26 protein-coding genes and 1 other RNA gene are annotated in these 25,074 nt (G+C 74.2%); 13 read left to right on the forward strand and 14 right to left on the reverse strand.

Annotated elements, in window-relative coordinates:
• Positions 1-102: 102 nt before the first annotated feature.
• Positions 103-1,347 carry an MFS transporter gene (locus VKZ81_RS32570; RefSeq protein WP_324245590.1) on the reverse strand — a complete coding sequence of 415 codons (1,245 nt, stop codon included), beginning with the start codon at positions 1,345-1,347 and terminating at the stop codon, positions 103-105.
• Between the two features lie 112 nt (positions 1,348-1,459).
• Between VKZ81_RS32570 and VKZ81_RS32575 the strand changes: the two genes are divergently transcribed.
• Both VKZ81_RS32575 and VKZ81_RS32580 read left to right on the forward strand, forming a co-directional pair.
• Positions 1,460-1,864, forward strand: a complete 405-nt coding sequence (locus VKZ81_RS32575) for an SRPBCC family protein (protein WP_324245591.1) — start codon at positions 1,460-1,462, stop codon at positions 1,862-1,864.
• 251 nt (positions 1,865-2,115) lie between these two features.
• Entirely contained in the window at positions 2,116-2,988 is an 873-nt protein-coding gene (locus VKZ81_RS32580; RefSeq protein ID WP_324245592.1) for a polysaccharide lyase family 7 protein, read from the forward strand.
• A gap of 680 nt (positions 2,989-3,668) precedes the next feature.
• On the opposite strand, the gene ssrA is transcribed toward VKZ81_RS32580, so the two are convergent.
• The 8 genes from ssrA to VKZ81_RS32620 all read right to left on the reverse strand — a co-directional run bounded on the left by ssrA (position 3,669) and on the right by VKZ81_RS32620 (position 9,141).
• Positions 3,669-4,054, reverse strand: a transfer-messenger RNA (tmRNA) gene (gene ssrA, locus VKZ81_RS32585).
• Between the two features lie 54 nt (positions 4,055-4,108).
• The gene (locus VKZ81_RS32590) at positions 4,109-4,345 is read right to left on the reverse strand and encodes a hypothetical protein (protein ID WP_324245593.1); all 237 of its coding nucleotides are present in this window, start codon (positions 4,343-4,345) and stop codon (positions 4,109-4,111) included.
• 47 nt (positions 4,346-4,392) lie between these two features.
• Complete coding sequence (locus VKZ81_RS32595; protein WP_324245594.1) at positions 4,393-5,298, reverse strand: amidohydrolase family protein; 906 nt, start codon at positions 5,296-5,298, stop codon at positions 4,393-4,395.
• A complete protein-coding gene (gene smpB, locus VKZ81_RS32600) occupies positions 5,295-5,783 on the reverse strand; it encodes an SsrA-binding protein SmpB (RefSeq protein ID WP_324245595.1) in 489 nt (162 codons plus the stop codon). The genes VKZ81_RS32595 and smpB overlap by 4 nt, the downstream gene beginning before the upstream one ends.
• 40 nt (positions 5,784-5,823) lie before the next feature.
• Positions 5,824-6,726: a permease-like cell division protein FtsX gene (ftsX, locus tag VKZ81_RS32605; RefSeq protein ID WP_324245596.1), complete on the reverse strand. Its 903-nt coding sequence runs from the start codon at positions 6,724-6,726 to the stop codon at positions 5,824-5,826.
• 2 nt (positions 6,727-6,728) lie between these two features.
• Positions 6,729-7,418, reverse strand: coding sequence for a cell division ATP-binding protein FtsE (gene ftsE, locus VKZ81_RS32610; protein WP_324245597.1), 690 nt, complete (start codon positions 7,416-7,418; stop codon positions 6,729-6,731).
• A gap of 63 nt (positions 7,419-7,481) precedes the next feature.
• The gene (prfB, locus tag VKZ81_RS32615; RefSeq protein ID WP_324245598.1) at positions 7,482-8,597 is read right to left on the reverse strand and encodes a peptide chain release factor 2; all 1,116 of its coding nucleotides are present in this window, start codon (positions 8,595-8,597) and stop codon (positions 7,482-7,484) included.
• 31 nt (positions 8,598-8,628) lie between these two features.
• Positions 8,629-9,141 carry a PadR family transcriptional regulator gene (locus tag VKZ81_RS32620; RefSeq protein ID WP_324245599.1) on the reverse strand — a complete coding sequence of 171 codons (513 nt, stop codon included), beginning with the start codon at positions 9,139-9,141 and terminating at the stop codon, positions 8,629-8,631.
• Between the two features lie 179 nt (positions 9,142-9,320).
• Between VKZ81_RS32620 and VKZ81_RS32625 the strand changes: the two genes are divergently transcribed.
• Genes VKZ81_RS32625 through VKZ81_RS32645 form a run of 5 tightly spaced genes read left to right on the forward strand, consistent with a single transcriptional unit; the run spans position 9,321 to position 15,996 of the window.
• A complete protein-coding gene (locus VKZ81_RS32625) occupies positions 9,321-10,298 on the forward strand; it encodes an ABC transporter permease (RefSeq protein ID WP_324245600.1) in 978 nt (325 codons plus the stop codon).
• 5 nt (positions 10,299-10,303) lie between these two features.
• Entirely contained in the window at positions 10,304-11,227 is a 924-nt protein-coding gene (locus VKZ81_RS32630) for an ABC transporter permease (protein ID WP_324245601.1), read from the forward strand.
• Positions 11,224-13,350, forward strand: a complete 2,127-nt coding sequence (locus VKZ81_RS32635) for an ABC transporter ATP-binding protein (protein ID WP_324245602.1) — start codon at positions 11,224-11,226, stop codon at positions 13,348-13,350. The genes VKZ81_RS32630 and VKZ81_RS32635 overlap by 4 nt, the downstream gene beginning before the upstream one ends.
• 38 nt (positions 13,351-13,388) lie before the next feature.
• Positions 13,389-15,068, forward strand: a complete 1,680-nt coding sequence (locus VKZ81_RS32640; protein WP_324245603.1) for an ABC transporter family substrate-binding protein — start codon at positions 13,389-13,391, stop codon at positions 15,066-15,068.
• Between the two features lie 16 nt (positions 15,069-15,084).
• Positions 15,085-15,996 (forward strand): DUF3592 domain-containing protein, encoded by a 912-nt coding sequence (locus VKZ81_RS32645; protein ID WP_324245604.1) that lies wholly within the window; start codon positions 15,085-15,087, stop codon positions 15,994-15,996.
• Positions 15,997-16,000: 4 nt separating this feature from the next.
• Here VKZ81_RS32645 and VKZ81_RS32650 read toward each other — a convergent pair whose 3' ends face one another.
• From VKZ81_RS32650 to VKZ81_RS32660, 3 genes are read right to left on the reverse strand one after another with little or no spacing between them, the layout of a single operon-like run.
• Positions 16,001-16,519, reverse strand: coding sequence for a DUF2087 domain-containing protein (locus tag VKZ81_RS32650; RefSeq protein WP_324245605.1), 519 nt, complete (start codon positions 16,517-16,519; stop codon positions 16,001-16,003).
• Positions 16,520-16,558: 39 nt separating this feature from the next.
• Entirely contained in the window at positions 16,559-17,581 is a 1,023-nt protein-coding gene (locus VKZ81_RS32655) for an acyl-CoA dehydrogenase family protein (protein ID WP_324245606.1), read from the reverse strand.
• An 8-nt stretch (positions 17,582-17,589) separates the two neighbouring features.
• Entirely contained in the window at positions 17,590-18,759 is a 1,170-nt protein-coding gene (locus VKZ81_RS32660; protein WP_324245607.1) for an acyl-CoA dehydrogenase family protein, read from the reverse strand.
• A gap of 120 nt (positions 18,760-18,879) precedes the next feature.
• On the opposite strand from VKZ81_RS32660, the gene VKZ81_RS32665 reads away from it, so the two are divergent.
• Positions 18,880-19,122, forward strand: a complete 243-nt coding sequence (locus VKZ81_RS32665; RefSeq protein ID WP_324245608.1) for a hypothetical protein — start codon at positions 18,880-18,882, stop codon at positions 19,120-19,122.
• 7 nt (positions 19,123-19,129) lie between these two features.
• Positions 19,130-19,522: a hypothetical protein gene (locus VKZ81_RS32670; protein WP_324245609.1), complete on the forward strand. Its 393-nt coding sequence runs from the start codon at positions 19,130-19,132 to the stop codon at positions 19,520-19,522.
• A gap of 3 nt (positions 19,523-19,525) precedes the next feature.
• Here VKZ81_RS32670 and VKZ81_RS32675 read toward each other — a convergent pair whose 3' ends face one another.
• The gene (locus VKZ81_RS32675) at positions 19,526-20,263 is read right to left on the reverse strand and encodes a tyrosine-protein phosphatase (RefSeq protein WP_324245610.1); all 738 of its coding nucleotides are present in this window, start codon (positions 20,261-20,263) and stop codon (positions 19,526-19,528) included.
• A gap of 55 nt (positions 20,264-20,318) precedes the next feature.
• On the opposite strand from VKZ81_RS32675, the gene VKZ81_RS32680 reads away from it, so the two are divergent.
• On the forward strand, positions 20,319-21,092 hold the full coding sequence (locus VKZ81_RS32680) for a TetR family transcriptional regulator (protein WP_324245611.1): 774 nt from the start codon (positions 20,319-20,321) through the stop codon (positions 21,090-21,092).
• 234 nt (positions 21,093-21,326) lie between these two features.
• Positions 21,327-22,451, forward strand: a complete 1,125-nt coding sequence (locus VKZ81_RS32685) for a polysaccharide pyruvyl transferase family protein (RefSeq protein WP_324245612.1) — start codon at positions 21,327-21,329, stop codon at positions 22,449-22,451.
• Between the two features lie 94 nt (positions 22,452-22,545).
• Here the strand turns inward: VKZ81_RS32685 and soxR are convergent, their stop codons facing one another.
• Complete coding sequence (gene soxR / locus VKZ81_RS32690; protein WP_324245613.1) at positions 22,546-23,016, reverse strand: redox-sensitive transcriptional activator SoxR; 471 nt, start codon at positions 23,014-23,016, stop codon at positions 22,546-22,548.
• Between the two features lie 51 nt (positions 23,017-23,067).
• Here soxR and VKZ81_RS32695 point away from each other — a divergent pair, with 51 nt between their 5' ends.
• On the forward strand, positions 23,068-23,766 hold the full coding sequence (locus tag VKZ81_RS32695) for an SDR family NAD(P)-dependent oxidoreductase (protein ID WP_324245614.1): 699 nt from the start codon (positions 23,068-23,070) through the stop codon (positions 23,764-23,766).
• Entirely contained in the window at positions 23,763-24,839 is a 1,077-nt protein-coding gene (locus VKZ81_RS32700; protein ID WP_324245615.1) for an S-adenosylmethionine:tRNA ribosyltransferase-isomerase, read from the forward strand. Before VKZ81_RS32695 ends, VKZ81_RS32700 begins: the two co-directional genes overlap by 4 nt.
• Positions 24,840-25,074 lie beyond the last annotated feature (235 nt).

Here is a 25,074-nt window from a genome sequence, read left to right on the forward strand (position 1 = left end):
CAGACCGGCGAGCACCCAGGGTGGCGGGCCGAGTCCGGAGGGTCACCGGGAGTGGATGGGGCTGTCACCCGCCACGGACGGGCACGGCGATCGGCGTGAGCGTCACGGGGTGGGCCTGCGGCGCGCCGGGCACTCGGCGTCCGACCGCTCCGCGCGGGCGTCCGCGGCGACCGTCGGGCTCGCCGCGGACGGCAGGGTCTCGGGCGCGCGCAGCCAGAAGGCGAGCGCGACGAGCGCCGTCGCCCCGGACATCGCGAACGCCGCCCCGTACCCGGCGAGCTCGGCGAGCGCGCCCGCGACCACGGGGCCGATGATGGCACCGAGGTCGGCGACCATCTGGAACCCGGCGAGCACCGTCCCGCCCCTGGCCCGGGAACCGATGACGTCGGCGACCGCGGCGTTCGTCGGCGGGTTCACCAGGCCGCTGCCCATCCCGGCGAGCAGGCTCGTCGCCAGGAACAGGACGGGGTCGGTGACGAAACCGAGGACGCCGGTGCAAGCCGCCGAGACGGCCAGGCCGGCGAACACGGGTGGGCGCCGGCCCCGGCGGTCGGCCCACCGGCCGGCCAGCGTCAGCGTCGCCGCGTTGCCCACGGCGAAGACGGCGAGCGCGACGCCGCCCCACGACTCGGGCCTGCCCAGCACCTCGACGACGAACAGCGGCACCAGCGCGACGCGGACGCCGAAGACGACCCACCCGTTGGCGAAGCTCGCCACGAGCGCGGCGCGGTAGGCGGGGTGGGCGAGCGCGCTGCGGAACCGGGCGGGCGGCTCCGCGGCGGCGGACGGCGGGGCGGCCGTCCCGTCCCGCCCGCGCAGGAAGAGCAGCGCGACGACCACGACGACCACGAGCACCGCCGCGTACACCAGGAACGGCGTGCGCAGGCTGACGGCGCCGAGCAGGCCACCGACGAGGGGGCCGATGACGTTGCCCAGCAGGAAGCCGGTGGCCCACATCCCGGAGGCGCGGCCGCGCATGTGCACGGGCGCGAGCCGGATGAGCAGCGACAGCGCCGAGACGGTGAACATGGTCGAGCCGACGCCGCCCAGCCCGCGCAGCACCAGCAGCTGCCAGTAGCTGCCCGCGAACGCGCAGGCCCCGGTGCTGAGCGCGACGATCGAGAGCCCGACCGTGAACGTCGGGACCTCCCCGACCCGCCCCACGATGCGCCCGCTGAGCGGCGCGAACAGCAGCCGGACGAACGCGAACGCGCTGATGACCAGCGATGCGGCGGTGATGCCGACGTCGAACGACCGGACGAACACCGGCAACGTCGGCGCGACGATCCCGTATCCGATCGCGATCAGGAACGAGGTGCCGACCAGCACCCAGATCTCGCGGGGCATCCGCTCTTCCGCGACTCGGCCGAGCCTCGGCCGTCCGACCTCGACCACGTCCTCACACCCTACGCCCGAACGTGCGACGGGTCGGCGGGCGGCGGGCCGGGTACCCGCCGGCATGGCGGAGTTCGAGGCGGAACGCGCCGTCCCGGCGACGGCGGAGCAGGTGTTCGCGGTGGTGGCGGACCTCGACCGGCTGCCGGAGTGGCTGCCCGGCCCGGTGGACGTGCGCCCGGCCGGGGACGGGGAGGTGCACGCCGACGTCCCGGAGCGCGGGGTCGACGCGAACGGCACGGTGCAGCTACGCCCCGAGCAGCTGCGGATGGAGTGGGCCCACGCCCCCGACTACGCGGGCTGGCTGCAGGTCGAGCACGGCGAGGGCGCCCGGTCGACGGTGCGGCTGCACCTGTCGTTCCTCGGGGACCAGCCCGAGGCCCACGGTGGTGGCCCCGCCGACGACGTGCGGGAGTGGCTCGACGACGCCCTGGCCCGCCTGGAGCGGGTGGTCACGACGACCGCCTGATCCCCACCCCCGCGAGTCGCGCTCCGGGTGTCGGCGAGTCGCGGGCTGGATGTCCGCGAGTCGCGGCCTCGGTGTCCGCGAGTCGCGGGCTGGATGTCCGAGAGTCGCGGGCCGCGTCGGGGCGGGTGCGGCGGCCCACGATCGGGGCACGCGCGTTGCGTCGATCACGCCCGCGGACGAGCATCGGTGACCGCCCGACGGGTGGCGTAGCGGGTTCGAGTGATCGTCGAGATCACCGGAGGAGGCGGGGCGTGGAGGTGCGTGCGCGCGCGGTGGCCGAAAGGTCCGGGGCGATCCCCGGTCGGAGGCGCGGTGGCGCGGAAGCCCGGCCGGCCCGCGCGCTGGCGGCCGCGCTGCTGGCCTGCGGGGTGCTCGCCGGTTGTTCGGGTGAGGAGGAGCCGCCGCCGAGCGAGGTACCCGGCGCGCCGGCACCGGGCCCAGCCGGTTGCGAGCATCCCGCCCAGGTGCTGGACCTGCAGCGGTGGAAGCTGACGTTGCCCTACGGGTCGGCCGAGGACGAGTCCGAACCCCAGGAGATCGAGCAGCCGGTGCTGGCCGGCTTCGTCAGCGAGCCGTGGTTCCGGCCGACCGACGACTGCACCGGGGTCGTGTTCCGCGCCGCCGTGAACGCGCCCACGACGAGCGGGTCGAAGTACCCGCGCTCCGAGCTGCGCGAGATGAACCCCGACGGCACGAAAGCCGCCTGGTCGTCGACCGTCGGCACCCACGTCCTGACGGTGACCGAGGCGTTCACCAACGTGCCGGAGGGCAAGCCGCACCTGGTCGGGGCGCAGATCCACGATGACGACGACGACATCTCGGTGTTCCGGCTGGAGGGGACCAACCTCTACGTCACCGACGGGGACGACGCGAACCACAAGCTCATCACCGACAGCTACGTGCCCGGGACACCGTTCGAGGCGAAGTTCGTGGTCCGCAACGGCACCGTCGAGGCCTACTACAACGGCGAGCTGCAGACGACGCTGCAGAAGGACTTCTCCGACGCCTACTTCAAGGCGGGCGCCTACACCCAGGCGAACTGCGAGCGGGTCGCCCCCGCGCCCTGCAGCGAGGAGAACTACGGGGAGACGGTGATCTACAGCCTGGAGGTCAGCCACGAGTAGGGCCGGTGACGGCGGGGCCGGTCTGCCGGCGACGCCGCGCATCGTGCGGGGCCGCCCCTCGCAGGTCGAGGGCGCTTCCGGCGTCACTGCCGCGATCGCTCCGCGGCCCTTGCCCCTGCGAGCCTCCGCGCCTCCTGAGGCCAGTCCGTCGCAGGCAGGCCGGAGGGCCCGCCCGACCGGCGCACGGCGCCGGTCGGGCGGCTTCCAAGGAGGTCCGCGGAACCTGACCGGGGACCACGGACTCTCCGGAGCCGCGAGCACCGCGGTACCGCGCCCGACGACGCACCGCCGACGGGCAAGACGTCCAACGACGCACGAGCTGAAGACGGGGGGCGAAGCCCCTCCGGGCGGGGTCTGGGGGTTACACCCCCAGACAGAAAACCGAAACGCCCCCCGCCCGCGCTCTCCACGGACAGGGGGCGCCCAGCCAGGGACCACAACACGTCGCGCACGACGCACGACACGACAGAACACGAGGCACAGCCCCGCGCAGACCGCACAACAAGCCGCCGACAACGCAGCGCGGACGCCGACACACGCGCCCGTGACGCACGAGCAGACAAAACGGGGGGTCCGGGGGGCGAAGCGAAGCCCCTCCGGGCGGGGTCTGGGGGTTGCACCCCCAGGTAGAAAACCGAAACGCCCCCCGTCCGCGCTCTCCGCGGACAGGGGGCGCCCAGGCGTGGAGGTGCCGGGAATCGAACCCGGGTCCTCCGTCGCTTCGCGAGGGCTTCTCCGTGCGCAGTCCGCTTTGCCTCTACTCGGATCCACCGGTCACGCGGACAAGCCGGTGTGACGATCCCAGTCGCTGTGTGATGTCCCCGTCCGCCCCGCGACCAGGCGAACGGGTGAGTCCCCTAGCTGATGCCGGACTCCGGGGCGGGGACGCCCCCGGGCCGACAGTCCCTCACTGGATCAGGCAGCGAGTGCGTACTCGGCCTGAGCCGGGACAGTGCGCTTATCAGCGGCACTTGTTTTTTTGCGACGCATGGTTAACGAGATCATCGTCGCCTTCCTCGGCACGCTTCCCCTCGCTCCGCATCCGGAGTCGAGACCGTTCACCCCCTTCTGCGCCCGTACCTCGGACGCACGTCGAGTGTAACGCCCGGGGTGGCTGGGTTCATCCAGGTTCTCGATCGGTTCTGGCCGCGTCGTCGTGCTCGCCGGTGCGCGGGGACGGCACGGCGCGGAACCCGCCGCTCTCGCTCGGCCCGTGCCACCCGCCGCCGAACGGGGGCGCGGCACCCGCCGCGCCCTGCTGCTCCTCCCACCGCCGTCGACGCTCGTAGCCGACGAGGAGGGTGACCGCCGCGGCGGCGGCCAGCACGACCAGAACGACGACGATCGCCAGCGCCACGTCCATCTCCGGGGGTACCCGGGAACGGGATCCGGCAACCGTGCTGGTCAGAGGCCCAGGAGGCGGGACGGTGCGGTGTGCAGGACCGAGCGGAGGAACGGGGCGCCGAGCCGCGGGTCGGCGGCCGCCCACCCGGCGACGGCGGCCACCTGTTCGGCGTACGGGTAGGGGATGTTGGGGAAGTCGGAGCCGAACACGACGCGGTCGGCGACGTCGACGAGCCGGGCGGGCCAGTCCGGGGGCAGCGGCGCGAACGCGCTGCTGAACGCGGTGCCGACCATCGTGGTGTCGAGGTGCACGCCCTCGTGGCGGTGGACGAGGTCGAGCGCGGCGCCGAAGTCGGGCATCCCGGCGTGGGCGAGCACGACGCGCAACCGGGGGTGCTCGGCGAGGACCTCGCCGAAGACGTCGAGGCCGGTGTGGGCGCCGCGGATCGGCCCGTGCCCGCAGTGCACGACGGCGGGGACGCCGGCGTCGGCCAGCAGCCCCCAGGCCGGGCGCAGGAGGGGATCGCGCGGGTCGAACGCCCCGACCTGGACGTGCACCTTCACCGCTCGCGCGCCCCCGGCCACGGCCGCGCCGAGGTAGTCGACGACGTCCGGCTCCGGGTAGAGGGTGGCGGTGGGCACGGCGTCGGCCGTGTCCGCGGCGAACCCGGTGACCCACTCGGTGAGCCAGCGCGCCATGCCCGGCTTGTGCGGGTACACCAGCGGCGCGAAGGCCTGCACGCCGAGCTTGCGCAGCGTGGCCAGCCGCTCCGGCTCGGGTGTGCGGTACTGGATGGGCCACGGCATGCCGTAGTGCACGGCCGCGTCGTCGAAGTACGCCCAGACCTTGCGCAGCACGCGCTCGGGCAGGAAGTGCACGTGGACGTCGACGATCCCGGGCACGCCGAGCTCGTCGAGGAACCGCGGGACGTCGTCGTCGGACTCCGGTGGCGCCGGAACCGTCACCGCTGCAGCTCCCGCACCCTGCCCTTCGCCGCGCGGCCCAGCGCCCGCTGGATCTCCCGGTCGGCGTCGCGCTTGGCGATGTCGGCGCGCTTGTCGTAGGCGCGCTTGCCTCGGGCGAGCGCCAGCTCCACCTTGACCTTGCCGTCGCTGAAGTACAGCGACAGCGGCACGAGCGTGAGCCCGCCCTCCCGGGTCTTGCCGATGAGGCGCTCGATCTCGCTGCGGTGGAGCAGGAGCTTGCGGTGGCGCCGCGGCTCGTGGTTGGTCCAGGTGCCCTGGGCGTACTCGGGGATGTGCAGGCCGCGCAGCCACACCTCGCCGTCGTCGATCGTGGCGAAGGAGTCGGCGAGGGAGGCGCGGCCCAGCCGCAGGCTCTTCACCTCGGTGCCCTTCAGCGCCACGCCGGCCTCGTAGGTGTCGAGGATGGTGTAGTCGTGTCGCGCCCTGCGGTTCTGCGCGATCACCTTGCGCCCCTTCTCCTTCACCGGTCCAGCCTACGTGCCGGGGCGGGTGCGGGGCGCGCGGTTACAGGCGCACGTACATCCGCAAGGTCACGTACCCGGTGATCGCGGCGATGCCCCCGCCGATCATCACGAGGATCGGGGCGACCCACACGATGTCGGTGAGCTCGACCGGTGGTACCACGCCGTTGGCGACGATGCCCGACAGCAGGTCGTCGATGAACAGGTACTTCCCCGCGATCAGGCCCACGACCGCGATCAGGGCGCCGACGACGCCGGTGACCACCGCCTCGATGAGGAACGGCAGCTGCGTGTACCAGCGCGTGGCGCCGACGAGGCGCATCACGCCCACCTCGGTGCGCCGGGTGTACGCCGACAGCTGCACCGTGTTGGAGATCAGCAGCACGGCCGCGATGGCCTGCACGAGGGCGAGCGCGAACGTCACGTCGCGGAAGCTGCCGATCATGTCGAACAGCTTGGCGACGACCTCGCGCTGGTCGATCACGTTGCGCACGCCGACCTGGTCGGCCATCGCCTGGCGGACGACGTCGGCGCCCGCGGACTGGTCGGCGAGCCGCACCCGCAGCGTGGCGGGCAGCGACTGCGGCCGGGCGACCTCGGCGAGGGCCTGCCCGGCGAACAGCTCCTGGAAGTGCTCGTAGGCCTCCTGCTGGCTCTGGTAGCGCACCGATTCCACGGCGGGCAGGCGTTCGAGCGTCTCGCGCAGGTCGGTGCAGATCGGCTGGCTGCAGTCGATGTCCGACGACGACACGTCCGCGGTGAGCGTGACCTGTACCTCGAAGCGGTCGCTGTAGAGCTGCTCGGTGCGGTCGATCGTGCGCACGGCGAGCAGGCCGGTGCCGACGAGGCCGAGGGAGATCGCGGTGGTGAGCACCATCGCGATCGTCATCGTGACGTTGCGCCGCAGGCCGGTGGCGACCTCGCGGACGACGAAGTCGGTGCGCATCCCTACCGCCCCACGCCGTAGACGCCGCGGGCGTCGTCGCGGACGACGGTGCCGAGGTCGAGCTCGACGACGCGGCGGCGCATCGAGTCGACGATCGAGTGGTCGTGGGTGGCCATCAGCACGGTGGTGCCGGTCCGGTTGATCCGCTCCAGCAGCAGCATGATGTCCTGGCTGGTGTCGGGGTCGAGGTTCCCCGTCGGCTCGTCGGCGAGCAGCACCTGCGGCCGGTTGACGAACGCCCGGGCGATGGCGACGCGCTGCTGCTCACCGCCGGACAGCTCGTGCGGCATCCGGTCGGCCTTGCCGGTGAGCCCGACGAGGTCGAGCACCTCGGGGACGACCCGGTCCACGGTGCGGCGCGACTTGCCGATCACCTCGAGGGCGAACGCGACGTTCTCGCCGACGGTCTTGTTCGGCAGCAGCCGGAAGTCCTGGAACACGCACCCGATGCGCTGGCGCAGCTTCGGCACGCGGCGCCGCGGCAGCTTCGCGACGTTCATGTCCGCGACGTAGATGTTGCCCTTGGTCGGCACGTCCTCGCGCAGCAGCAGCCGCAGGAACGTCGACTTGCCGGAACCCGACGGGCCGATGAGGAAGACGAACTCGCCCTTCTCCACCGACATCGACACCCGGTCCAGTGCCGGGCGCGTCGAGGTCTTGTACAGCTTGGTGACGCGTTCCAGGCGGATCACGACGCGGAGGCTACTCGTCGGTCGGTGCCACCCCGGGCACCGACCCGCCCCTCGCGGCCGGACCTAGGCCTGGGCGTCCGCGGTGGCCTGGCTGCGCCGCCAGCGGATGCCCGCCTCGATGAAGCCGTCGATGTCGCCGTCGAGCACCGCGGAGGGGTTGCCGACCTCGTACTCGGTGCGCAGGTCCTTGACCATCTGGTACGGGTGCAGCACGTAGGAGCGCATCTGGTTGCCCCAGGACGAGCCGCCGTCCTTCAGCGCGTTGAGGGCGGCCTTCTCCTCCTGGCGACGCCGCTCCAGCAGGCGGGCCTGCAGCACCCGCATCGCGGCGGCCCGGTTCTGGATCTGCGACTTCTCGTTCTGGCAGGACACCACGATGCCGGTGGGCAGGTGGGTGATCCGGACCGCGGAGTCGGTGGTGTTGACGCTCTGCCCGCCGGGGCCGGAGGAGCGGAACACGTCGATGCGGATCTCGTTCTCCGGGATGTCGACGTGGTCGGTGGTCTCGGTGACCGGGAGGACCTCGACGCCCGCGAACGAGGTCTGCCTGCGCCCCTGGTTGTCGAACGGCGAGATGCGCACGAGCCGGTGGGTGCCCTGCTCGACGGAGAGGGTGCCGTAGGCGAACGGCGCGTGGACCTGGAACGTGGCCGACTTGATGCCGGCCTCCTCGGCGTAGGAGATGTCGAGGACGTCCACCGGGTAGCCGTGCCGCTCGGCCCAACGCAGGTACATCCGCATGAGCATCTCGGCGAAGTCGGCGGCGTCCACCCCGCCCGCCTCGGCGCGGATCGTGACCAGGGCCTCGCGCTCGTCGTACTCGCCCGACAGCAGGGTGCGCACCTCGAGCGAGGCGATCTCCTCGCGGAGCTTGGCGCGCTCGGCGTCGGCGTCGGCGATGGCCGACTGGTCGCCCTCGTCCTCGGCGAGCTCGTAGAGCACGGGCAGGTCCTCGAGCCGGCGGCGCAGGTCCTCGAGCCGGCGCAGCTCGCCCTGCGCGTGGGCGAGCCGGCTCGTGACGCGCTGCGCCTCCTCCGCGTTGTCCCAGAGGTCGGGCTGGCCCGCCTGGTCGGAGAGGTCGGCGATCTCGGCGCGCAGCGCGGGCAGGTCGGCGACCGCCTCGATGTTCTCCAGGGTGGCGGAGAGGTCCTTCAGATCCGCCGCGACGTCGGGGTTCACAACGCTCCAGGTTACGCCCCGCGGCGGCGGCTCACTCCGGTATGGCATCCAGCAGCTTGAGCACCGCCCGGACGTGGGCGACCGCGAAGTCGGCCGCCGCCTTGCGGTACGGGTCGCGCTCCGCGCGCGCGGCCGCGCGGGCCACCGCGAGCCGTTCGAGGTAGGCCTCGCGGCTGGTGCGCACCAGCTCGGCCCGCTGTCGCGGGGTGAGCGTCCCCGCGTGCAGCAGGCGCAGTACGAGCGGGCTGCGCAGGCTGTCGGCGCCCCGGCCGGCGGCGACCCACGCGCGGAACGCGCGCTTGCCCAGCGGGGTGAGCACGTACTTCTGCGACGACCGCGGCCCCTGCTCACCGCGCTCGAGCAGACCGGCCACCGCGAGCGCGGGCAGCTCCCGGTAGACCTGGCTGCGGGTCACCGAGAAGAACGCCCCGAAGCGCTCCTTCGCGGCGGTGACCAGCTGCCCACCCGACATCGGGCCCTCGTGCAGGAGACCGAGCAGCGCGGCGGCGGTGGCGTTCACAGCGGGAGCTCGGGGGGCGGGCATGCGGGCCACCGTGCCAAACGGAGCCGGGGTTCGCCACGACCGGGTGGTGCCGTTTCCGGCACGTCCCGGCCCGCCGACGCGTCGCCGCGACCGCGCCGGAGGCGGCCCCGGGTGTCCGCCCGCATCCCGGGGGGCGAGGATGGGGCGCCCGGTAGAGACCCGCGTAGGCAAGGAGACGCATGGTCCGGTTCCTGGCCCGCCGCCTGGTCAACTACGTCGCGCTCTGCCTGATCGCCACCTTCCTCGCCTTCAGCCTCGCAGCGCTGACGTTCGACCCGCTGGCGAACCTCGCCGACCGCGTGCCGCCGCCGCCCGCCGAGGTCATCGCGGCGAAGCGGGCGGAGCTGCGGCTCGACGAACCCATCCCCCAGCGGTTCGCCGGCTGGCTCGGCGACGTCGTGCGGGGCGACTTCGGGACGACCGTGACGGGCGTGCCGATCTCGGAACAGCTGTTCAGCCGCATCGGGGTGAGCCTGCGGCTGTTCGCCGTCGGCACCGTCCTCGGCGTCGTGGTCGGTGTGGTCGTGGGCGTCGCGAGCGCGGTGCGGCAGTACCGGTTCGGCGACTACGCAGCCACGATCTTCTCGTTCCTCGTGCTGTCGACGCCGGTCTTCGTGCTGGCGCAGCTGCTCAAGCTCGGCGCGCTGCAGCTGAACGAGGCGGCCGGGACCACGATCCTGTACTTCCAGGGCGAGGCGACGCCGGGCTTCCAGGGCAGCGCCGCCGCCGCGCTGGTCGACCGGCTGCAGCACCTGGTGCTGCCCACCCTCGCGATCGCGCTGGGCCAGATCGCCTACTACAGCCGCTATCAACGCAGCGCGATGCTCGACGTCCTCGGCAGCGACTTCCTGCGCACCGCGCAGGCCAAGGGCCTCACCCGCCGCCGCGCGCTGTTCAGCCACGGCCTGCGCACCGCGCTCATCCCGATGGCCACGCTGTTCGCGTTCGGGTTCGGGCTGCTCGTCACCGGGGGCGTGTTCACCGAGCGCATCTTCGGCTGGTTCGGGATGGGCGACTGGCTGGTCTACGGGGTGCAGCAGCAGGACACCAACGTCGTGGCGATCGTGACGCTGTTCGTCGCGGTCCTCGTGCTGATCTCCGGCTGGCTCTCCGACGTCCTCTACGCCGCGCTCGACCCGCGGATCAGGATCAGGTGAGCGGGATGGCGACACCGGTGGAGAGCTCGGCGCCCGTCGACGGCGCCACCGCGCCCGCGCTGCCGGGCCGGACCTCCCGCGGCCGGCTCGTCCTGCGCCGGTTCCTGCGCAACTGGACGGCGATGCTGGGGCTCGCGGCGATCGTGCTGCTGTTCGCGCTGGCCTACCTCGGCCCGCTGGTGAACAGGTGGGGTTACGACGAGCTCGACTACTCCGCGTTCCTGCAGCCCCCGTCGGCCGAGCACTGGTTCGGCACGACGCAGGTCGGCGCCGACGTCTTCGCGCAGACGATGCGCGGGCTGCAGAAGTCGCTGGTGATCGGGCTGCTGGTCGGGCTGATCTCCACCGGGCTCGCGGCGGTGGTCGGCGCGGCCGCCGGCTACTTCGGCGGCTGGGTCGACCGGGCCCTGATGTGGCTGGTCGACCTGCTGCTCGTCCTGCCCTCCTTCCTGATCATCGCCATCCTCTCCCCCGCCTTCCGGGACGAGACGTGGCTGGTCTTCGTCGTGCTGCTGGCCGCGTTCGGCTGGATGATCACCGCCCGGATCGTGCGCGGCATGACGCTCTCCCTGCGGGAGCGGGAGTTCGTCAAGGCGGCGCGGTTCATGGGCGTGCCGCCCTGGAAGATCATCTTCCGGCACATCGTGCCCAACATGTCGTCGTTGTTGATCATCGACGCGACGATCACCGTCGGGTCGGCGATCCTCGCCGAGACCGGGCTGTCGTTCTTCGGGTTCGGGGTGCAGCCGCCCGACGTCTCGCTCGGCTCGCTGATCGCGGCGGGCACCGACTCCGCGCTGACCTACCCGTGGCTGTTCCTGTTCTCCGCGGGCTTCCTGATCACGGCGGTGCTGTCGGTGAACCTGGTCGGCGACGGGCTGCGGGACGCGCTCGACGCCGGCTCCGGGCAGCGGGCGGGGCGGCGATGAGCCTCGCGGAGCCGCTGTTCGGCGACGGGCCCGTGGCCGCGGACGAGCCGGTGCTCTCCGTGCGGGACCTCGCGGTGTCCTTCCCCGGCGACGCGGGCCGGGTCGAGGCCGTCCGCGGGCTGGACCTCGACGTCGCGCCCGGCGAGGTGCTCGGCATCGTCGGCGAGTCGGGGTCCGGGAAGTCGGTGTCCTCGCTGGCGGTGATGGGGCTCCTGCCCGGTCACGCACGGGTCACCGGGTCGGTGCGGTTCCGCGGCGTCGAGCTGCTCGGCAAGCCGGATGCGGAGCTGTCGCGCATCCGCGGCCGCCGGATCTCGATGGTCTTCCAGGACCCGCTGTCGGCGCTCACGCCGGTCTACCCGGTCGGCGACCAGATCGCAGAGGCGCTGCGCGTCCACCGGCGCGACGTGTCGGCGGCCGCCGCCCGGGCCAGGGCGGTGGAGCTGCTCGACCTCGTCGGGATCCCGAACGCCGCCGCCAGGGCGCGGTCGTTCCCGCACGAGTTCTCCGGCGGCATGCGCCAGCGCGTCATGATCGCGATGGCCATCGCCAACGACCCGGACCTGATCATCGCCGACGAGCCGACCACGGCCCTCGACGTCACCGTCCAGGCGCAGGTGCTCGAGGTGCTGAAGACCGCGAAGGAGGCCACCGGGGCGGCGATCGTCCTCATCACCCACGACCTCGGCGTCGTCGCGGGCACCGCCGACCGCGTGATGGTGGTGTACGCGGGCCGCGCGGTGGAGACCGCGCCCGTCGACGAGCTGTTCGCCCACCCGCGGATGCCCTACACCCTCGGCCTGCTCGGCTCGCTCCCCCGGCTCGACGCCGACGAGCGGCGGCCGCTGGTCCCGATCGAGGGGCAGCCGCCGTCGCTCACCGACCTGCCGCCCGGCTGCCCGTTCGCCCCGCGCTGCCCGCTCGCGGTCGACCTCTGCCGCGAGGTGGAGCCCGACCTCGCTCCGGTCGCGGGCGGGCCGCACCACGGCTCCCACCGCGCCGCGTGCCACCGCAGCGGCGAGCTCGGCCGCCGCGACGCCGCCGACGTGTACGGCGCCGAGCCGGTGCCCGGGCCCCCGGAGACCCCGCGCGAGCAGCGCGCCTGTGTCCTGCGGGTCGACGGCCTGGTCAAGCACTTCCCCGTCACCAAGGGCGCCGTGTTCCGCCGCCGGGTGGGCACCGTGCACGCCGTCGACGGGGTGGGCTTCGACGTCCGGGAGGGCGAGGCGCTCGGGCTCGTCGGCGAGTCGGGCTGCGGCAAGACGACGACGCTGATGGAGATCCTCGCGCTCGAGCCGCCGCAGGGCGGGACGGTCGAGGTGCTCGGCCGCGACGTCGCGACGCTGACCGGGAAGGACCGCACCGCGCTGCGCCGCGACGTCCAGGTGGTGTTCCAGGACCCGATCGCCTCGCTCGACCCGCGGATGCCGGTGGCCGACATCCTCGCCGAGCCGCTGGTCACCCACCGCGTGCCCCGCGAGGAGGTGCAGCGGCGGATCCCGCAGCTGCTCGAGCTGGTCGGGCTGCGGCCGGAGCACGCGAGCCGCTACCCGGCGGAGTTCTCCGGCGGGCAGCGCCAGCGGATCGGCATCGCGCGGGCGCTGGCGCTGGAGCCCAAGCTGCTGGTGCTGGACGAGCCGGTGTCGGCCCTCGACGTCTCCATCCAGGCGGGGATCATCAACCTGCTCGAGGACCTGCGGGTGCGGCTGGGGCTCGCCTACCTGTTCGTCGCCCACGACCTGTCGGTGGTGCGCCACGTCGCCGACCGGGTGGCCGTCATGTACCTGGGCCGGATCGTGGAGATCGGCGACGTCCGCTCCGTGTTCCGCACGCCCGGCCACCCGTACACGCAGGCGCTGCTCTCGGCGATACCCGTGCCGGACCCCGCCGTCGAGCGCTCCCGGGAGCGCATCCTGCTCACCGGGGACCTGCCCGGCCCGACGGAGCCGCCGTCCGGCTGCCGGTTCCGCTCCCGCTGCTTCCGCTACGCCGCGCTCGGCGCGGACGACCGGCGGCGGTGCGAGCTCGACGACCCGGGGTTGGGCCCGCCGCCCGGCACCGCCCGCGAGACCCACGACCACGAGGTCGCGTGCCACTTCGCCGCACCGCACGCCGTGCTGTGACGTTGCACCGACCGAAGGCCGCGACAGGAGGGACCCCCATGCGCATCCGGTCGACGACCGTCCTCGCGCTCGTCACCGCGTTCGCCCTGACCGCCTGCGGGGGCGGCGCGGGCGGGGGCGGTGGTGCCCCGGTGGTGGCGCCCGACGAGCTGCAACAGGGTCAGAACGACATCAACCCGGTGCCGCGGGACCAGGTCCGCGACGGCGGGGACCTGCGCTGGCCCCTCGACCAGCTGCCGGACAACTTCAACCGCAACCACATCGACGGCACGCTCGAGGTCAACAGCGAGGTCGTCTCGGCGCTGCTGCCGTTCTCCCACCGCACGCTGCCCGACGCGACGGTCGAGGTGGACTCCGACTACTTCACCTCGATCGAGCTGACCTCCACCGAGCCGCAGACCGTCACCTACACGATCCGGCCCGAGGCCACCTGGGACGACGGCACGCCGATCACGTGGCGCGACCTGCAGGCGCAGTGGCAGGTGATGAACGGCAGCGACCCGGCCTTCCAGGTCTCCTCGACCACGGGGTACGAGGACATCGCCTCGGTGGAGCGCGGCGTGGACGACAAGCAGGCGGTCGTCACGTTCGCCCGGGTGTTCAGCGAGTGGCGGAGCCTGTTCTCACCGATCTACCCGGTCGCGACCAACACCGACCCCGACACGTTCAACCGGGGCTGGATCAACGCCGTGCCGAACTCGGCGGGCCCGTTCCGGCTCGAGGGCATCGACACCACGGCCCAGACGATCACGCTCGTGCGCAACGAGAAGTGGTGGGGCGAGCCGGCGAAGCTGGACCGCATCATCTTCCGGGTCGTCGAGCGGGCGGCGTTGGCCGACGCGCTCGCGAACGGCGAGATCGACTGGTACGCGATCGGCTCGGACATCAACCTCTTCACGCGGGCGCAGACCATCCCGGGCGTGGAGATCCGCCAGGCCGTCGAGCCGCGGTACAACCACATCACGTTCGGCGGCGCGCCCGGCGCCCCGCTCTCGGACCCGGCGCTGCGCCGCGCCGTCGCGCAGTCCATCGACCGCCAGGCCATCGCCCGCGCGATGGTCGGCCAGATCGTCCCGGAGATCACCCCGCTGGGGAACTACCTCTACGTGCAGGGCTCGAAGAACCACGTCGACCACTCGCAGGTGGTCGCCCACGACCCGGCGGCAGCGGCCGCGGAGCTCGACCGGCTCGGCTGGGCCTCCCCCGGCGAGGGGCAGATCCGCACGAAGGACGGCAACCCGCTCACCCTGCGGCTGGTGACCGACGCGGGCAACCCGATCACCGAGCGGATCGTCGCGCTGATCCGCGACCAGCTCGGCGCCGCAGGCATCGGCGTCGAGGTCGTGCAGGCCGCGGCGAGCGACTTCTTCGACGAGTACGTCACGCCGGGCAACTTCGACATGGTGACGTTCGGCTGGGCGGGCACCGCGTTCCCGGTGACGTCGACCCGCAACATCTACACGAGCACCGGCGAGCAGAACTACGGCAAGATCAGCACGCCGGAGATCGACGCGCTGTACGACCAGGCGATCCGCGAGCTGGACGACGCCCGGCGGGTCGAGCTGGGCCAGCAGATCGACCAGCTGCTGTGGGAGGAGGTGCCGCAGCTGCCGCTCTACCAGTCCACCGGCGCCTACGCGGTGCGCTCCACGCTCGCCAACTTCGGCGCCCAGGGCTTCGCCGACGTCGACTACGCCGACGTCGGCTTCGTCGGCTGAGCCCGCCCGGCCCGACGTGACCCGCGCGCTGCGGTACGGGCTGCTCACGACCGGGCTGGTCCTCGCCGGGTGCGCCGTGCTGGGCCTCGTCGCGGGCAGCGCGCTCGCGGCCGCGCACCGGCAGCTGGCGCCGCTCACCGGGCGAACGCTGGGGACGATCACCGCGGTCGACGGGAGCCGGGTGGAGGTGCGCTGGACGCCGGGGGACGGTCCCGAGCGCACCGACGCCGTCGAGCTCGCCGGGCCGGCTCCCCCGGTCGGCACGCGCACCGAGGTGGCCTACGACCCCGCCGCCCCGGACCACCCGCTGGTGCCCGGCGCGGCACCGCTGGCGGCGGCCGACGGCGCCCTCGGCGCCCTCTACCTGGCCGCGACGGTCGCCGCGCTCGTGATCGCGGTCGCCTGCTGGCAGGTCGTGAGCCGGTGGTGGGTGGCCCGCCGGCCCGCCCACCCCGTCGCCGTGCGGCGGGTGCGGGTCCAGGCCGGGCTCCTCGCGCGCAGCTACCTCGAGACCGAGGCGACGCCCCGGCGCTGGATCCCCGTCCACTTCGACCCGGCGCTGGTCGGCCTCCGCTCGCCCGCGACCGTGCGGGTGCACGGCGACCCGCTGCGCGACCGGCTCGTCGCGGTCGGCGTCGAGGGGCGGCTGCTGCCCGCGTCCGGGCCCGTGCGGGCGCGCGAGCCGCGCGGGCGGCGCACCGACAACCCGACCGCCCCCGACGCGGCCACGCTCGCGCGGGCGACCCGCCTCGCGCCGCTGCGGCGGCAGCTGCGCGCCGATCTCCCGCTCGCGCTCCCGGCCCCGCTCGCCGCGCTCGCGTGGACCTACCTCGACGGAGGCGGGCTCGCCACGTGGGCGGGGGCCACCGCCCTGCTCGCCGCCGCGGGCCTGTGGCTCGGCGCGCTGCGCGGCTCGGACCCGAGCTGAGCGGTCAGTCGCCCCACACGTCGACCCAGCCGCCGGAACGCCAGTACTCGCCGGCCTCGCGGGAGAGCAGCTGGTGGTCGACGAGGTAGCGGCGCAGGGCTGCGTGGTCGGTGGCGCCGCCCTCGGTCCACGCCCGCAGCACGGCGTCCACCTCCCGCTCCGGGTACCGGCGCCCCGGCTCGAAGGCCTGCGCCACGTGCTCCAGCACCAACCTGCGCTTGGACTCCTGCGCCGGCAGGGCGACCAGCCGCCCGTCCGTGATGAACCGCCCGACCACGTCGCCCGCGCCCTCGGGGGCGGGGGCGGCGTCCCGCGCGGCCTGCTTGATCAGCTCGACGCGCACGCCGTCGTCGTCGACCAGGCCCGCGGCCTGCAGCCGCTGCAGGGCGCGCCCGACCGCCCGCGCGTCGAGCCCGGTCGCCTCGCCGATCTCGGCAGGCGTGCGCGAGCCCAGCACGAGCGCCGCGAGCACGCGCAGCCGTTCCGGCTCGGCGAGCAGGCGGGCGATCGCAGCGGCGTCCACGGCGCGGGAGGCTACCGCCCGGCCGCTGGTGGGCCCCGGCTACGCCGGGAGCGTCAGGTCGGCGATCCGCGCCCGGTGCGCCTCGGCGTCGCCCCACTGGCCCGCGAGCCGCTTCGCGCGCTTGTAGAAGAAGTGCGCGTCGTGCTCCCAGGTGTAGCCGATGCCGCCGTGGTACTGGATCATCGCGCCGGTGGCCTGCAGCGCCACGTCGCTCGCCTTCGCCTTCGCCACGCTGACCGCGAGCGGAGCGTCCGGCAGCCGCGCGTCCACGGCGTGGGCGGCGTAGAGGGCCGCGTGCTCGGCCATCGTGACGCCCACGTGCAGGTCGGCCAGCGCGTGCTTGATCGCCTGGAACGAGCCGACCGGCACCCCGAACTGCTCGCGCTCCGTGTCGTAGGCGACGGTGCGGGTGAGCGCCTCGCGTGCGACGCCGACCAGGTCGGCCGCGACGAGCACGGTGGCCCGCGCGGCCAGCTCGTCGACGACCTCCGCGGTCGCGCCCGGCAGCGCCTCCCCGGCGCCCGCTTCCAGGTCGGCGAGCCGGGTGGTGCCGTCGTAGGAGCCCCGCGGCGTGGCCGTCGCGCCCGTCACGAGCGCCAGGCCGCCGCCGTCCGACCGCGCGACCACGGCGTCGGCCACGGCCCCGTACTCGACGGCGGGCAGGCCGCCCGGGACGCCGCCGCGCAGGGTGAACGCGCCCACGGCCCCGCCGGTGGCGAACCGGGGCAGCCAGGCCGCCTTCTGCTCGTCGGAGCCGGCGAGGCGGACCGCCTCCGCGGCGAGCACCGTGCCGCGCCACGGCCCCGGCACCACGCCCGCCCCGAGCGCCCTGGCGATCACCTGGGCCTCGACGAGCCCCAGGCCGAGGCCGTCGTGCTCCTCGGGGATCATCACGGCGAGCCAGCCCTGCTCGCCCGCGGCCTTCCACAGCGCGGCCGGGTGCCCGTCGCCCGCGGTGTCCTCGAACACCGCGCGCACCGCGGCCAGGTCGAACCGCTCGGCGAGGTAGCCGCGCACCGCGGCGTCGAACTCGCGCTGGTCCTCGGTCAGTGCGAAGTACACGACCCCTCCTACCGCGGCAGGCCGAGCACGCGCTCGGCGGTGACGTTGCGCTGCACCTGGGACGAGCCGCCCCAGATGGTGACCGAACGGGACCACATCGCCTGGGCGTGCAGCGGCCGCAGGTCCAGCCCGTCGGTCGAGTCGAGGGTGGCGTCCTCGCCGAGGATCTCGTCGTAGACCTCCCAGAGGTCCTGGAACGTCTCCGACCACTGCAGCTTCGTCATGGACGCCTCGAAGCCGAGGTCGCGGCCCTGCTCGACCTGGGTGAGCACGTGCATGGCGTGCAGGCGCAGGCACTCGAGCTCGGTGAGCACGCGGGCGAGCTTGCTGCGGACCACCGGGTCGCGGTCGCGGCCGAGCCGGCGCGCCACGTCCGCGATCCGGTCGTAGTGGCGGCGGAACTCGGTGTACTGCGCGATCCCGGACGCCCCGCGCTCGAACGACAGCAGCAGCATCGCCGTGCGCCAGCCCTCGCCGATGCCGCCGAGGCAGTCGGTGACCGGCACCCGCGCGTCGTCGAAGAACACCTCGCCGAACTCGCTCGCCCCGCTCATCTGCTTGAGCGGGCGGGCCTCCACCCCGGGCTGGTGCATGTCGATGAGCAGCATCGACAGGCCGCGGTGGCGCTGCGAGCCCGGCTCCGTGCGGACGAGGGCGAAGATCTTGTCGCCGTGGACGGCGTTGGTGGTCCACACCTTCTGCCCGTTGACGACGAACTCGTCGCCGTCGCGGACCCCGCGGGTGGAGATCGCGGCGAGGTCGGAGCCGGCGCCGGGCTCGGAGAAGCCCTGGCACCAGATCACCTCGTTGCGCAGCATCGGCCCGATGATCTCCTTCTTCTGGGCGTCGGTGCCGATGGCCATGACGGTCGGCGCGAGGAAGGTGAGCCCGAGCCCGTTGGCGGTGCGCGGCGCGTCGGCCCGCACCATCTCCTCGTCGTAGATCGCCTTCATGCCGGGCGTGCCCCCGCGGCCGCCGTACTCGACCGGCCACTGGATCCCCGCGAAGCCCGCGGCCGCCTTGTCGCGCTCCCAGTCGCGCCGCAGCCGGAAGCTCTCGTCGGGGTCCAGCGACTCCCAGAAACCGGGACGGCGCCACTCCTCGGGGATGTTGGCCTGCAACCAGGCTCGCAGCTCGCGGCGGAACTCCTCCTCCGCTGCGGTGTACGTCAGATCCATCGCGGCCTCCTCGCACGCGCCCGCCAACTGCCCACAACCTTGGCATACCGGCGAGTAACCTGCGCCCGCTACGGCCCCGGCGCACAAGGATGCGCCGCGTGGCCAGGTACTCTCCGCCCTATGCGCACTGAGCGGGTGACGGTGAGCCTGCCGGCCGAGATGGTGGCCGAGGCCCGCAACGCCGTGCGGCGCGGGACCGCGCGGAGCATCTCCTCCTACATCGCCGAGGCCGTGGCGGCACGCCAGATGCGCGACCGGTCGCTCGCGGCCCTGGCCGACCTGTACGGCGGTCCGCCCCCGCCCGACGAGCTGGCCGAGGCGCGTCGGACCCTCCGCCTGGTGCGCCGGGCCGCTGCGGTCTGATGCGCGCATGATCGGCGGTCGAGTCCTCGACGCCACCGCTCTCGCCGCTTTCGCCACCGGGCGCCCGGTCTACGTCCGGGCGCTGGTGTGGGCTGCCGTCGAGGAGAACATCGTGCTCGCCGTGCCGAGCGCCGCGCTCGGCCGCGCGTGGTCGATGCTCGAGCCCGAGCACCACCCGGCGCTGCAGGTGCTGCTCGACCTGCCCATCACGGTGATCGACGAGCTCGGGCCGGCGTCGGCCCACGAGTCCGGGATGCTGCTCGCAGCCTCCGGGCACGACGACCTCGTGGCCGGCCAGGTGGCCGCGAGCGCGCGGCGCCGGGGCTGGCCCGCGGTCACCGGCGACCCGGCGTCGCTGCGGAAGCTCGACACGACCGTCGCGATCGAGGAGCTCCCCTGAGCGCTACCGGCCGGTGAGCCGGGCGTGCAGCCGGGCGAACGCGTCCGCCTCGAGGCCGTGGGCGCGCAGCCAGCCCGCGGCGCCGCCGTGCTCGCCGTCGAGGTGGTCGAGCACGGCCGCCATCGCCTCGGCCCGCGGCAGGTGCGGGGTGAGGTCGTCGGGCATCGGCAGCCCCGCGGCCGCCGTCCACCGCGCGAACAGCGCCTCCATCCGCTCCCCGGAGAGCGCGTAGTCGGCCACCACGGCGTCGCGCTCGACGCCGACCGCGTCCAGCACCAGCGCCACGAACACGCCGGTGCGGTCCTTGCCCGCCGCGCAGTGCACGAGCGTCGGGCCCGCCGCGGCGAACCGCCGCACCGCCGCCACGACGTTGTCGGCGCGGTCGCGCAGGTAGCCGAGGTAGATGTGGATCAGCGGGTCCACGTCCTCCTCGGTCTCCGGGAGGGTGCGCCCCTCCTCGGGGATGAGGCTCAGCGCCACGGTCTCGACGCCCGCATCGGCGAACGCGGCGGGGCTCGCCGAGCGCGCTCGCTCGCGCTCGGTGCGCAGGTCGAGCACGAGCCGCAGCCCGAACTCCTCGACCAGGTGCTTGACGTCCGAGGTCGTGCAGAACTCCAGCGACGCGCTGCGCAGGAGCTCCCCCCGCCGGGTGGTGCCCCCGCCCACCAGCGGCAGTCCGCCGACGTCGCGGATGTTGTCGAGACCTTCCAGGGCGAGCCAGCGATCCACGGGTTGGGCCACGCCACCACCCTCGCACGCGGAACCCGATCAGACACCCGCCCGTATCGTGTTCCAGGTGGAGCAGCGACTGGTGGCCGCGGCGCTCGCGGTCGCCCGCGCCCGCGGCCGCGACGTCGCCGACGTGCCGCTCGCGGAGATCGCCGCCGCGGCGAGCATGTCCCGCAGCACGCTGCTGCGCCGCCTCGGTGGCACGCGGGGTCCGCTGGACGACGCCGTGCGCCGCGCCGGCGTCGACCCCGGTGGCCGCCCGCCCGCCCGGGAACGGGCGATCGCGGCGGCCGCGTCGCTGATCGCGGAGAAGGGGCTCGGCGCCACCACCCTCGACGCCGTCGCCGCGGCGGCCGACTGCGCCCTGCCCACCCTGCACGGCCTGTTCGACGGGCGCGACGGCCTGCTCGCCGCGGTGTTCGACCGGTACGGCCCGCTGCCCGATCTGGAGGCGCTCGCCGCCGACCCGCCCGAGGAGCTCTGCGCGCTCGTGCGCGGGGTGCACCGGGCGATCGTCACCGCGTTCTGGCGGGAGCCGCGGGTGCTGCCCGCGATCTTCGCCGACGCCTGCGGCAGGCCGAGCGGGCCGGGCCACGCGGTGCTGGAGGCGATGGTCCCACGCCTCACCGAGAGCCTGCGGGCCCTGCTGTCGCCGCACATCGCCGCGGGGCGGCTGCAGCCGTTGCCGTTGCCCGTGCTCGTCCACCTGTTGCTCGGTCCGATCGCCACGCACGTGCTGCTGCGCCCGACCCTGGAGGCGACGCAGCGCGAGGGGCTACCGTCCGTCGACGAGATCACCGAAGCGCTCGCGGACGCCTACCTCCGCGCGGTCTCCCGTTGATCGCGGACGTCACCCGATCGTGTGGCGCGCACGTGCCGGCGGGCGGCCGCCGCGGCGGGTGCCGATTCGAGCGGTCGGCGCAGGTCCGGGCCCCGCGAAGCGATCATGGAGGTGGGCGGCGGGCACCGCATGCCGAACGTGCTGAACGGGTGCTTTCGGCCACACCGTAGGCTGCGGCGAATGAGTGACCGTCGTAGGTCACACAGAGTCGCCGCCACGGACCCGAGGGAATCGATGACGGACCCCCGCGCCAACCTGATCCGCCAGCAGCTCGCCGATCTCGGCAGGCGGCACGCCGCCGAGGAGAACGCCAAGGCGGCCACGCCGCGCGCCACCCGCGTGCTCATCATCGGGAACTTCGGCAACGGCAACACGGGCGACGAGGCCATGCTCGCCCGCACCCTGCAGGAGCTGCCCCCGGACACCGACGTCCGCGTGGTGTCGCGCAACCCGCGGATGGTCGAGGCCCTGCACCGCGTCCCCGCCGTGCCGATGGAGGGCATCTCCTTCATCAAGTCGCTGAAGTGGTGCGACGGGATCGCGGTCGTGGGCGGAGGCCTTTTCGGCTCCGGCTCCTCCTCGCTGGTCAAGATCCTTCCCGCGATCGTGTGGGCGGCCACGGCGCGTGGCCGCGACATCACCTACCTGGCGATCGGCGTCTACCCCGGCACCCCCGACCGGGTGCTCGACCTGCTGCGCCGCTCGGTGCGCAAGCCCGGGCGGATCAGCGTCCGCGACGAGGTCTCGGCCGCCGTGCTGGGCGACAAGATCATCGCTCCGGTCGTCGGCGACCTCGCGATGGGCCTCAAGCCCGCCCCGCCCGCGGAGGCGCGGCGCGCGCTCTCGTCCGCGGGCGTGGACCCCGCGGTGCCGCTGCTGCTCGTGGCGCCGAAGGCCCTGCCCAACCCGATCCTCGTCGACGCGCTCCAGGACGCGGCCGAGACGCTCGCCCGCCGCTGGATCGAGCGTGGCGGCGCGGTCGCCGGCCTTGCGATCAGCACGCACGCCGACTACGGCCTCGGCCTCGCCCGCCGCGACGAGGTGCTGGTCAACGAGCTGGGCGACCGGCTCGGGCGCAAGCTCCCCGTGCTCGGCCCGCAGCTGGAGCCCAGCCTCGCCAAGGCGATCGTCGGCGAGGCCGACGCGCTGTTCGGGCTGCGCATCCACGCGCTCGTCTTCGCCGTCTCGATGGGCGTGCCCTGCCTCGGCGTCGGCTGGGAGGAGCGCACCACGGCCTTCCTCGCCGAGCACGAGCAGGCGGCGATCAGCACCCGGCCGCCGGTCGAGCAGCTGCACGCCTGGGTGGACCAGACCCTGCCCGCGCGCTGGTCGGCCCGACCGCGGCTGCTCTCCTCGTAGCCGTCCCGGACTTCCGCATGGCCACCTTCGCGCAGCGTCGTGGCGTGAAGGTGGCCATGCCGGAACGGGGGCTGCAACGGGGGCTGGAACGGCGCTAGACGCCCTCCGCGGGGGTGCGGCGCAGCAGCGGCGGCAGCAGCCGCGCGCCGGGGCCCAGCTCCCCCACCCGGTCGTCCGGGTTGTAGAGCCGGCAGCGCTTCAGCGACAGGCAGCCGCACCCGATGCACGAGTCCAGGCCGTCGCGGAGCGCGACGAGCGCCTGGATCTGCTCGTCGAGGCGCCCCCGCCACTTCTTCGACAGCCGCGACCAGTCGGCCTTCGTCGGGGTGCGCCCCTCCGGCAGCTCGTCCAGGGCCTCGCGCACCTCCTCCAGCCCCACCCCGATCGTGCGGGCGGCCCGGATGAACGCCAGCCGCCGCAGCACCGAACGCTCGTAACGGCGCTGCCCGCCGGAGGTGCGCGTCGTGCGCAGCAGCCCCTCGCGCTCGTAGAACCTCAGGGCGGACTGCGGGAAGCCGCTGCGGCGCGCCACCTCCCCGATGGTGAGCAGGTCCGTCGTCTCCACCCGGCCGTTCCTCCTTGACCTGAACTTGACTTCAGGTCGCACGGTACCGGTATGACCTCCTCCACCGCCATCGTGACCGGGGCGGGCCAGGGCTTCGGCCTCGCCCTCACCGCCGCGCTCGCCGCCCGCGGCACCACCGTGGTCGCGTGCGCCCGCAACGGCGACCGCCTGCGGGCGGCCACCGCCGCGCTGCCCGGCGTCGTCGCGCTCGCGGGCGATGTCACCGACCCGGCGTTCCGGGAGCGGCTCGTGGCCACCGCAGGCGGGCGGCTCGACCTCCTCGTGCACAACGCGGGCGAGCTCGGCCCGTCGCCGCTGCCCAGGCTGGAGCGCTACCCGCTCGAGGCCCTCCGCGGGGTCCTGGAGACCACCGTGCTCGCCCCGCTCGCGCTCACCCAGCTCGCGCTCCCGCTGCTGCGCACCTCCGGCGCCGGGACGGTCGTCACGCTCAGCTCCGACGCGGCGGTGGAGGCGTATCCGGGCTGGGGCGGGTACGGCGCGGCGAAAGCCGCGCTCGACCACCTCGCCGCCGTGCTCGCGGCCGAGGAACCCGACCTGCGGGTGCACGCCTTCGACCCGGGCGACATGCGCACGGCGATGCACCAGCGCGCCTTCCCCGGCGAGGACATCTCCGACCGGCCGGAACCGCAGACCGTGGTGCCCGCCTTCCTGCGGCTGCTCGACGAACGGCCGCCCAGCGGCCGCTACCGGGCCGCCGACCTCGCGGCCCCGGCCGGGGGCCTGCGGTGACCGCTCCGGGCACCGCGTTCGCCGTACCCCCCGAGCTGCCGGCCGCGGAACCGCCCGAGGCGCGCGGGCTCGCCCGCGACGAGGTGCGCCTGCTCGTCGCCCGCGAGCGCAGCCCGCTGCGCCACACGACGTTCCGCGCCCTGCCCGCGGCGCTGCGCCGCGGCGACCTGGTCGTCGTCAACACCTCCGACACCGAACCCGCCGCCGTCGACGGGCACCGCGCCGACGGCAGACCCGTCACGCTGCACGTCTCCGGCCCCGCCCCCGACCACCTGCACGTGGTCGAGCTGCGGACGCCGGACGGGAAGCGGGTGAGCGACGGCATCGCGGGCGAGGACGTCACGCTGCCGCGCGGGGTCGTGGCGACGCTCGTCACCGGCCACCCCGACCCCCGGCGCGCCACCGGCAGCAGGCTGTGGCGGGCCCGCATCCCGGTGGCGGGCGGGCTGCGGGCGTGGCTGGCCGAGGTCGGGCGGCCGATCCGCTACGGCCACGTGCGCGGGCGGTGGCCGCTCTCGGCCTACCGCACCCTGTTCGCACGGGCGGAGGCCGAGTTCGGCAGCGCCGAGATGCCCGGCGCGGGGCGCCCGTTCACCCCGGCCGTGCTGGACCGCCTGCACGCCCGCGGCGTCCGCGTCGCCCGGGTCGTGCTGCACACCGGGGTGTCCTCGCTCGAGGCCGGGGAGGCACCGCTGCCGGAGCGCTACCGCGTCCCGGCGGAGACCGCGGACGCCGTGAACGCCACGCGCGCGGCCGGCGGCCGGGTCGTCGCCGTCGGCACCACCACGACGCGGGCGCTCGAGACGGCGGCGGACGCGGACGGGCGGGTGTCGGCGCGGGAGGGCTGGACGCACCTCGTGCTCGGCCCGGACCGCCCGGCCCGGGTCGTCGACGGCCTCGTCACCGGCTGGAACGAACCGGACGCCCCCCACCTGCTGCTGCTCGAAGCGGTCGCCGGTGCCCGGCTCGTGAGCAGGGCGTACGCCGCGGCGGTCGAGCACCGGTACCGGTGGCACGAGTTCGGCGACTCCTGCCTCCTGCTCCCGGCCCACCCCGCTCGTCGCACCGGGTGACCGTTCACCGCGCGTCCGGACGTCGGCGAGGAGGTTGCCTCGAACCCGGCGAACGGCACCTGAGCTGCGGTGAACAGCAGCGCCTGCCCTTGTCGGAGGGGTAGGACCCCCATACCCTTTCGCCCAGCGTCACGATCCGATCACGTGCGAGCAAACGGACCGGACTCCCCACCCGGTCCCCGGACCCCCGACCGGCAGCGCGTGAGCGGGTTGCTCCCCAGCGCTGAAAGGGCTG

Origin of the sequence: Pseudonocardia sp. (assembly GCF_035305885.1) — a bacterium.
In the GTDB taxonomy this organism is placed as follows: Bacteria; Actinomycetota; Actinomycetes; order Mycobacteriales; family Pseudonocardiaceae; genus Pseudonocardia.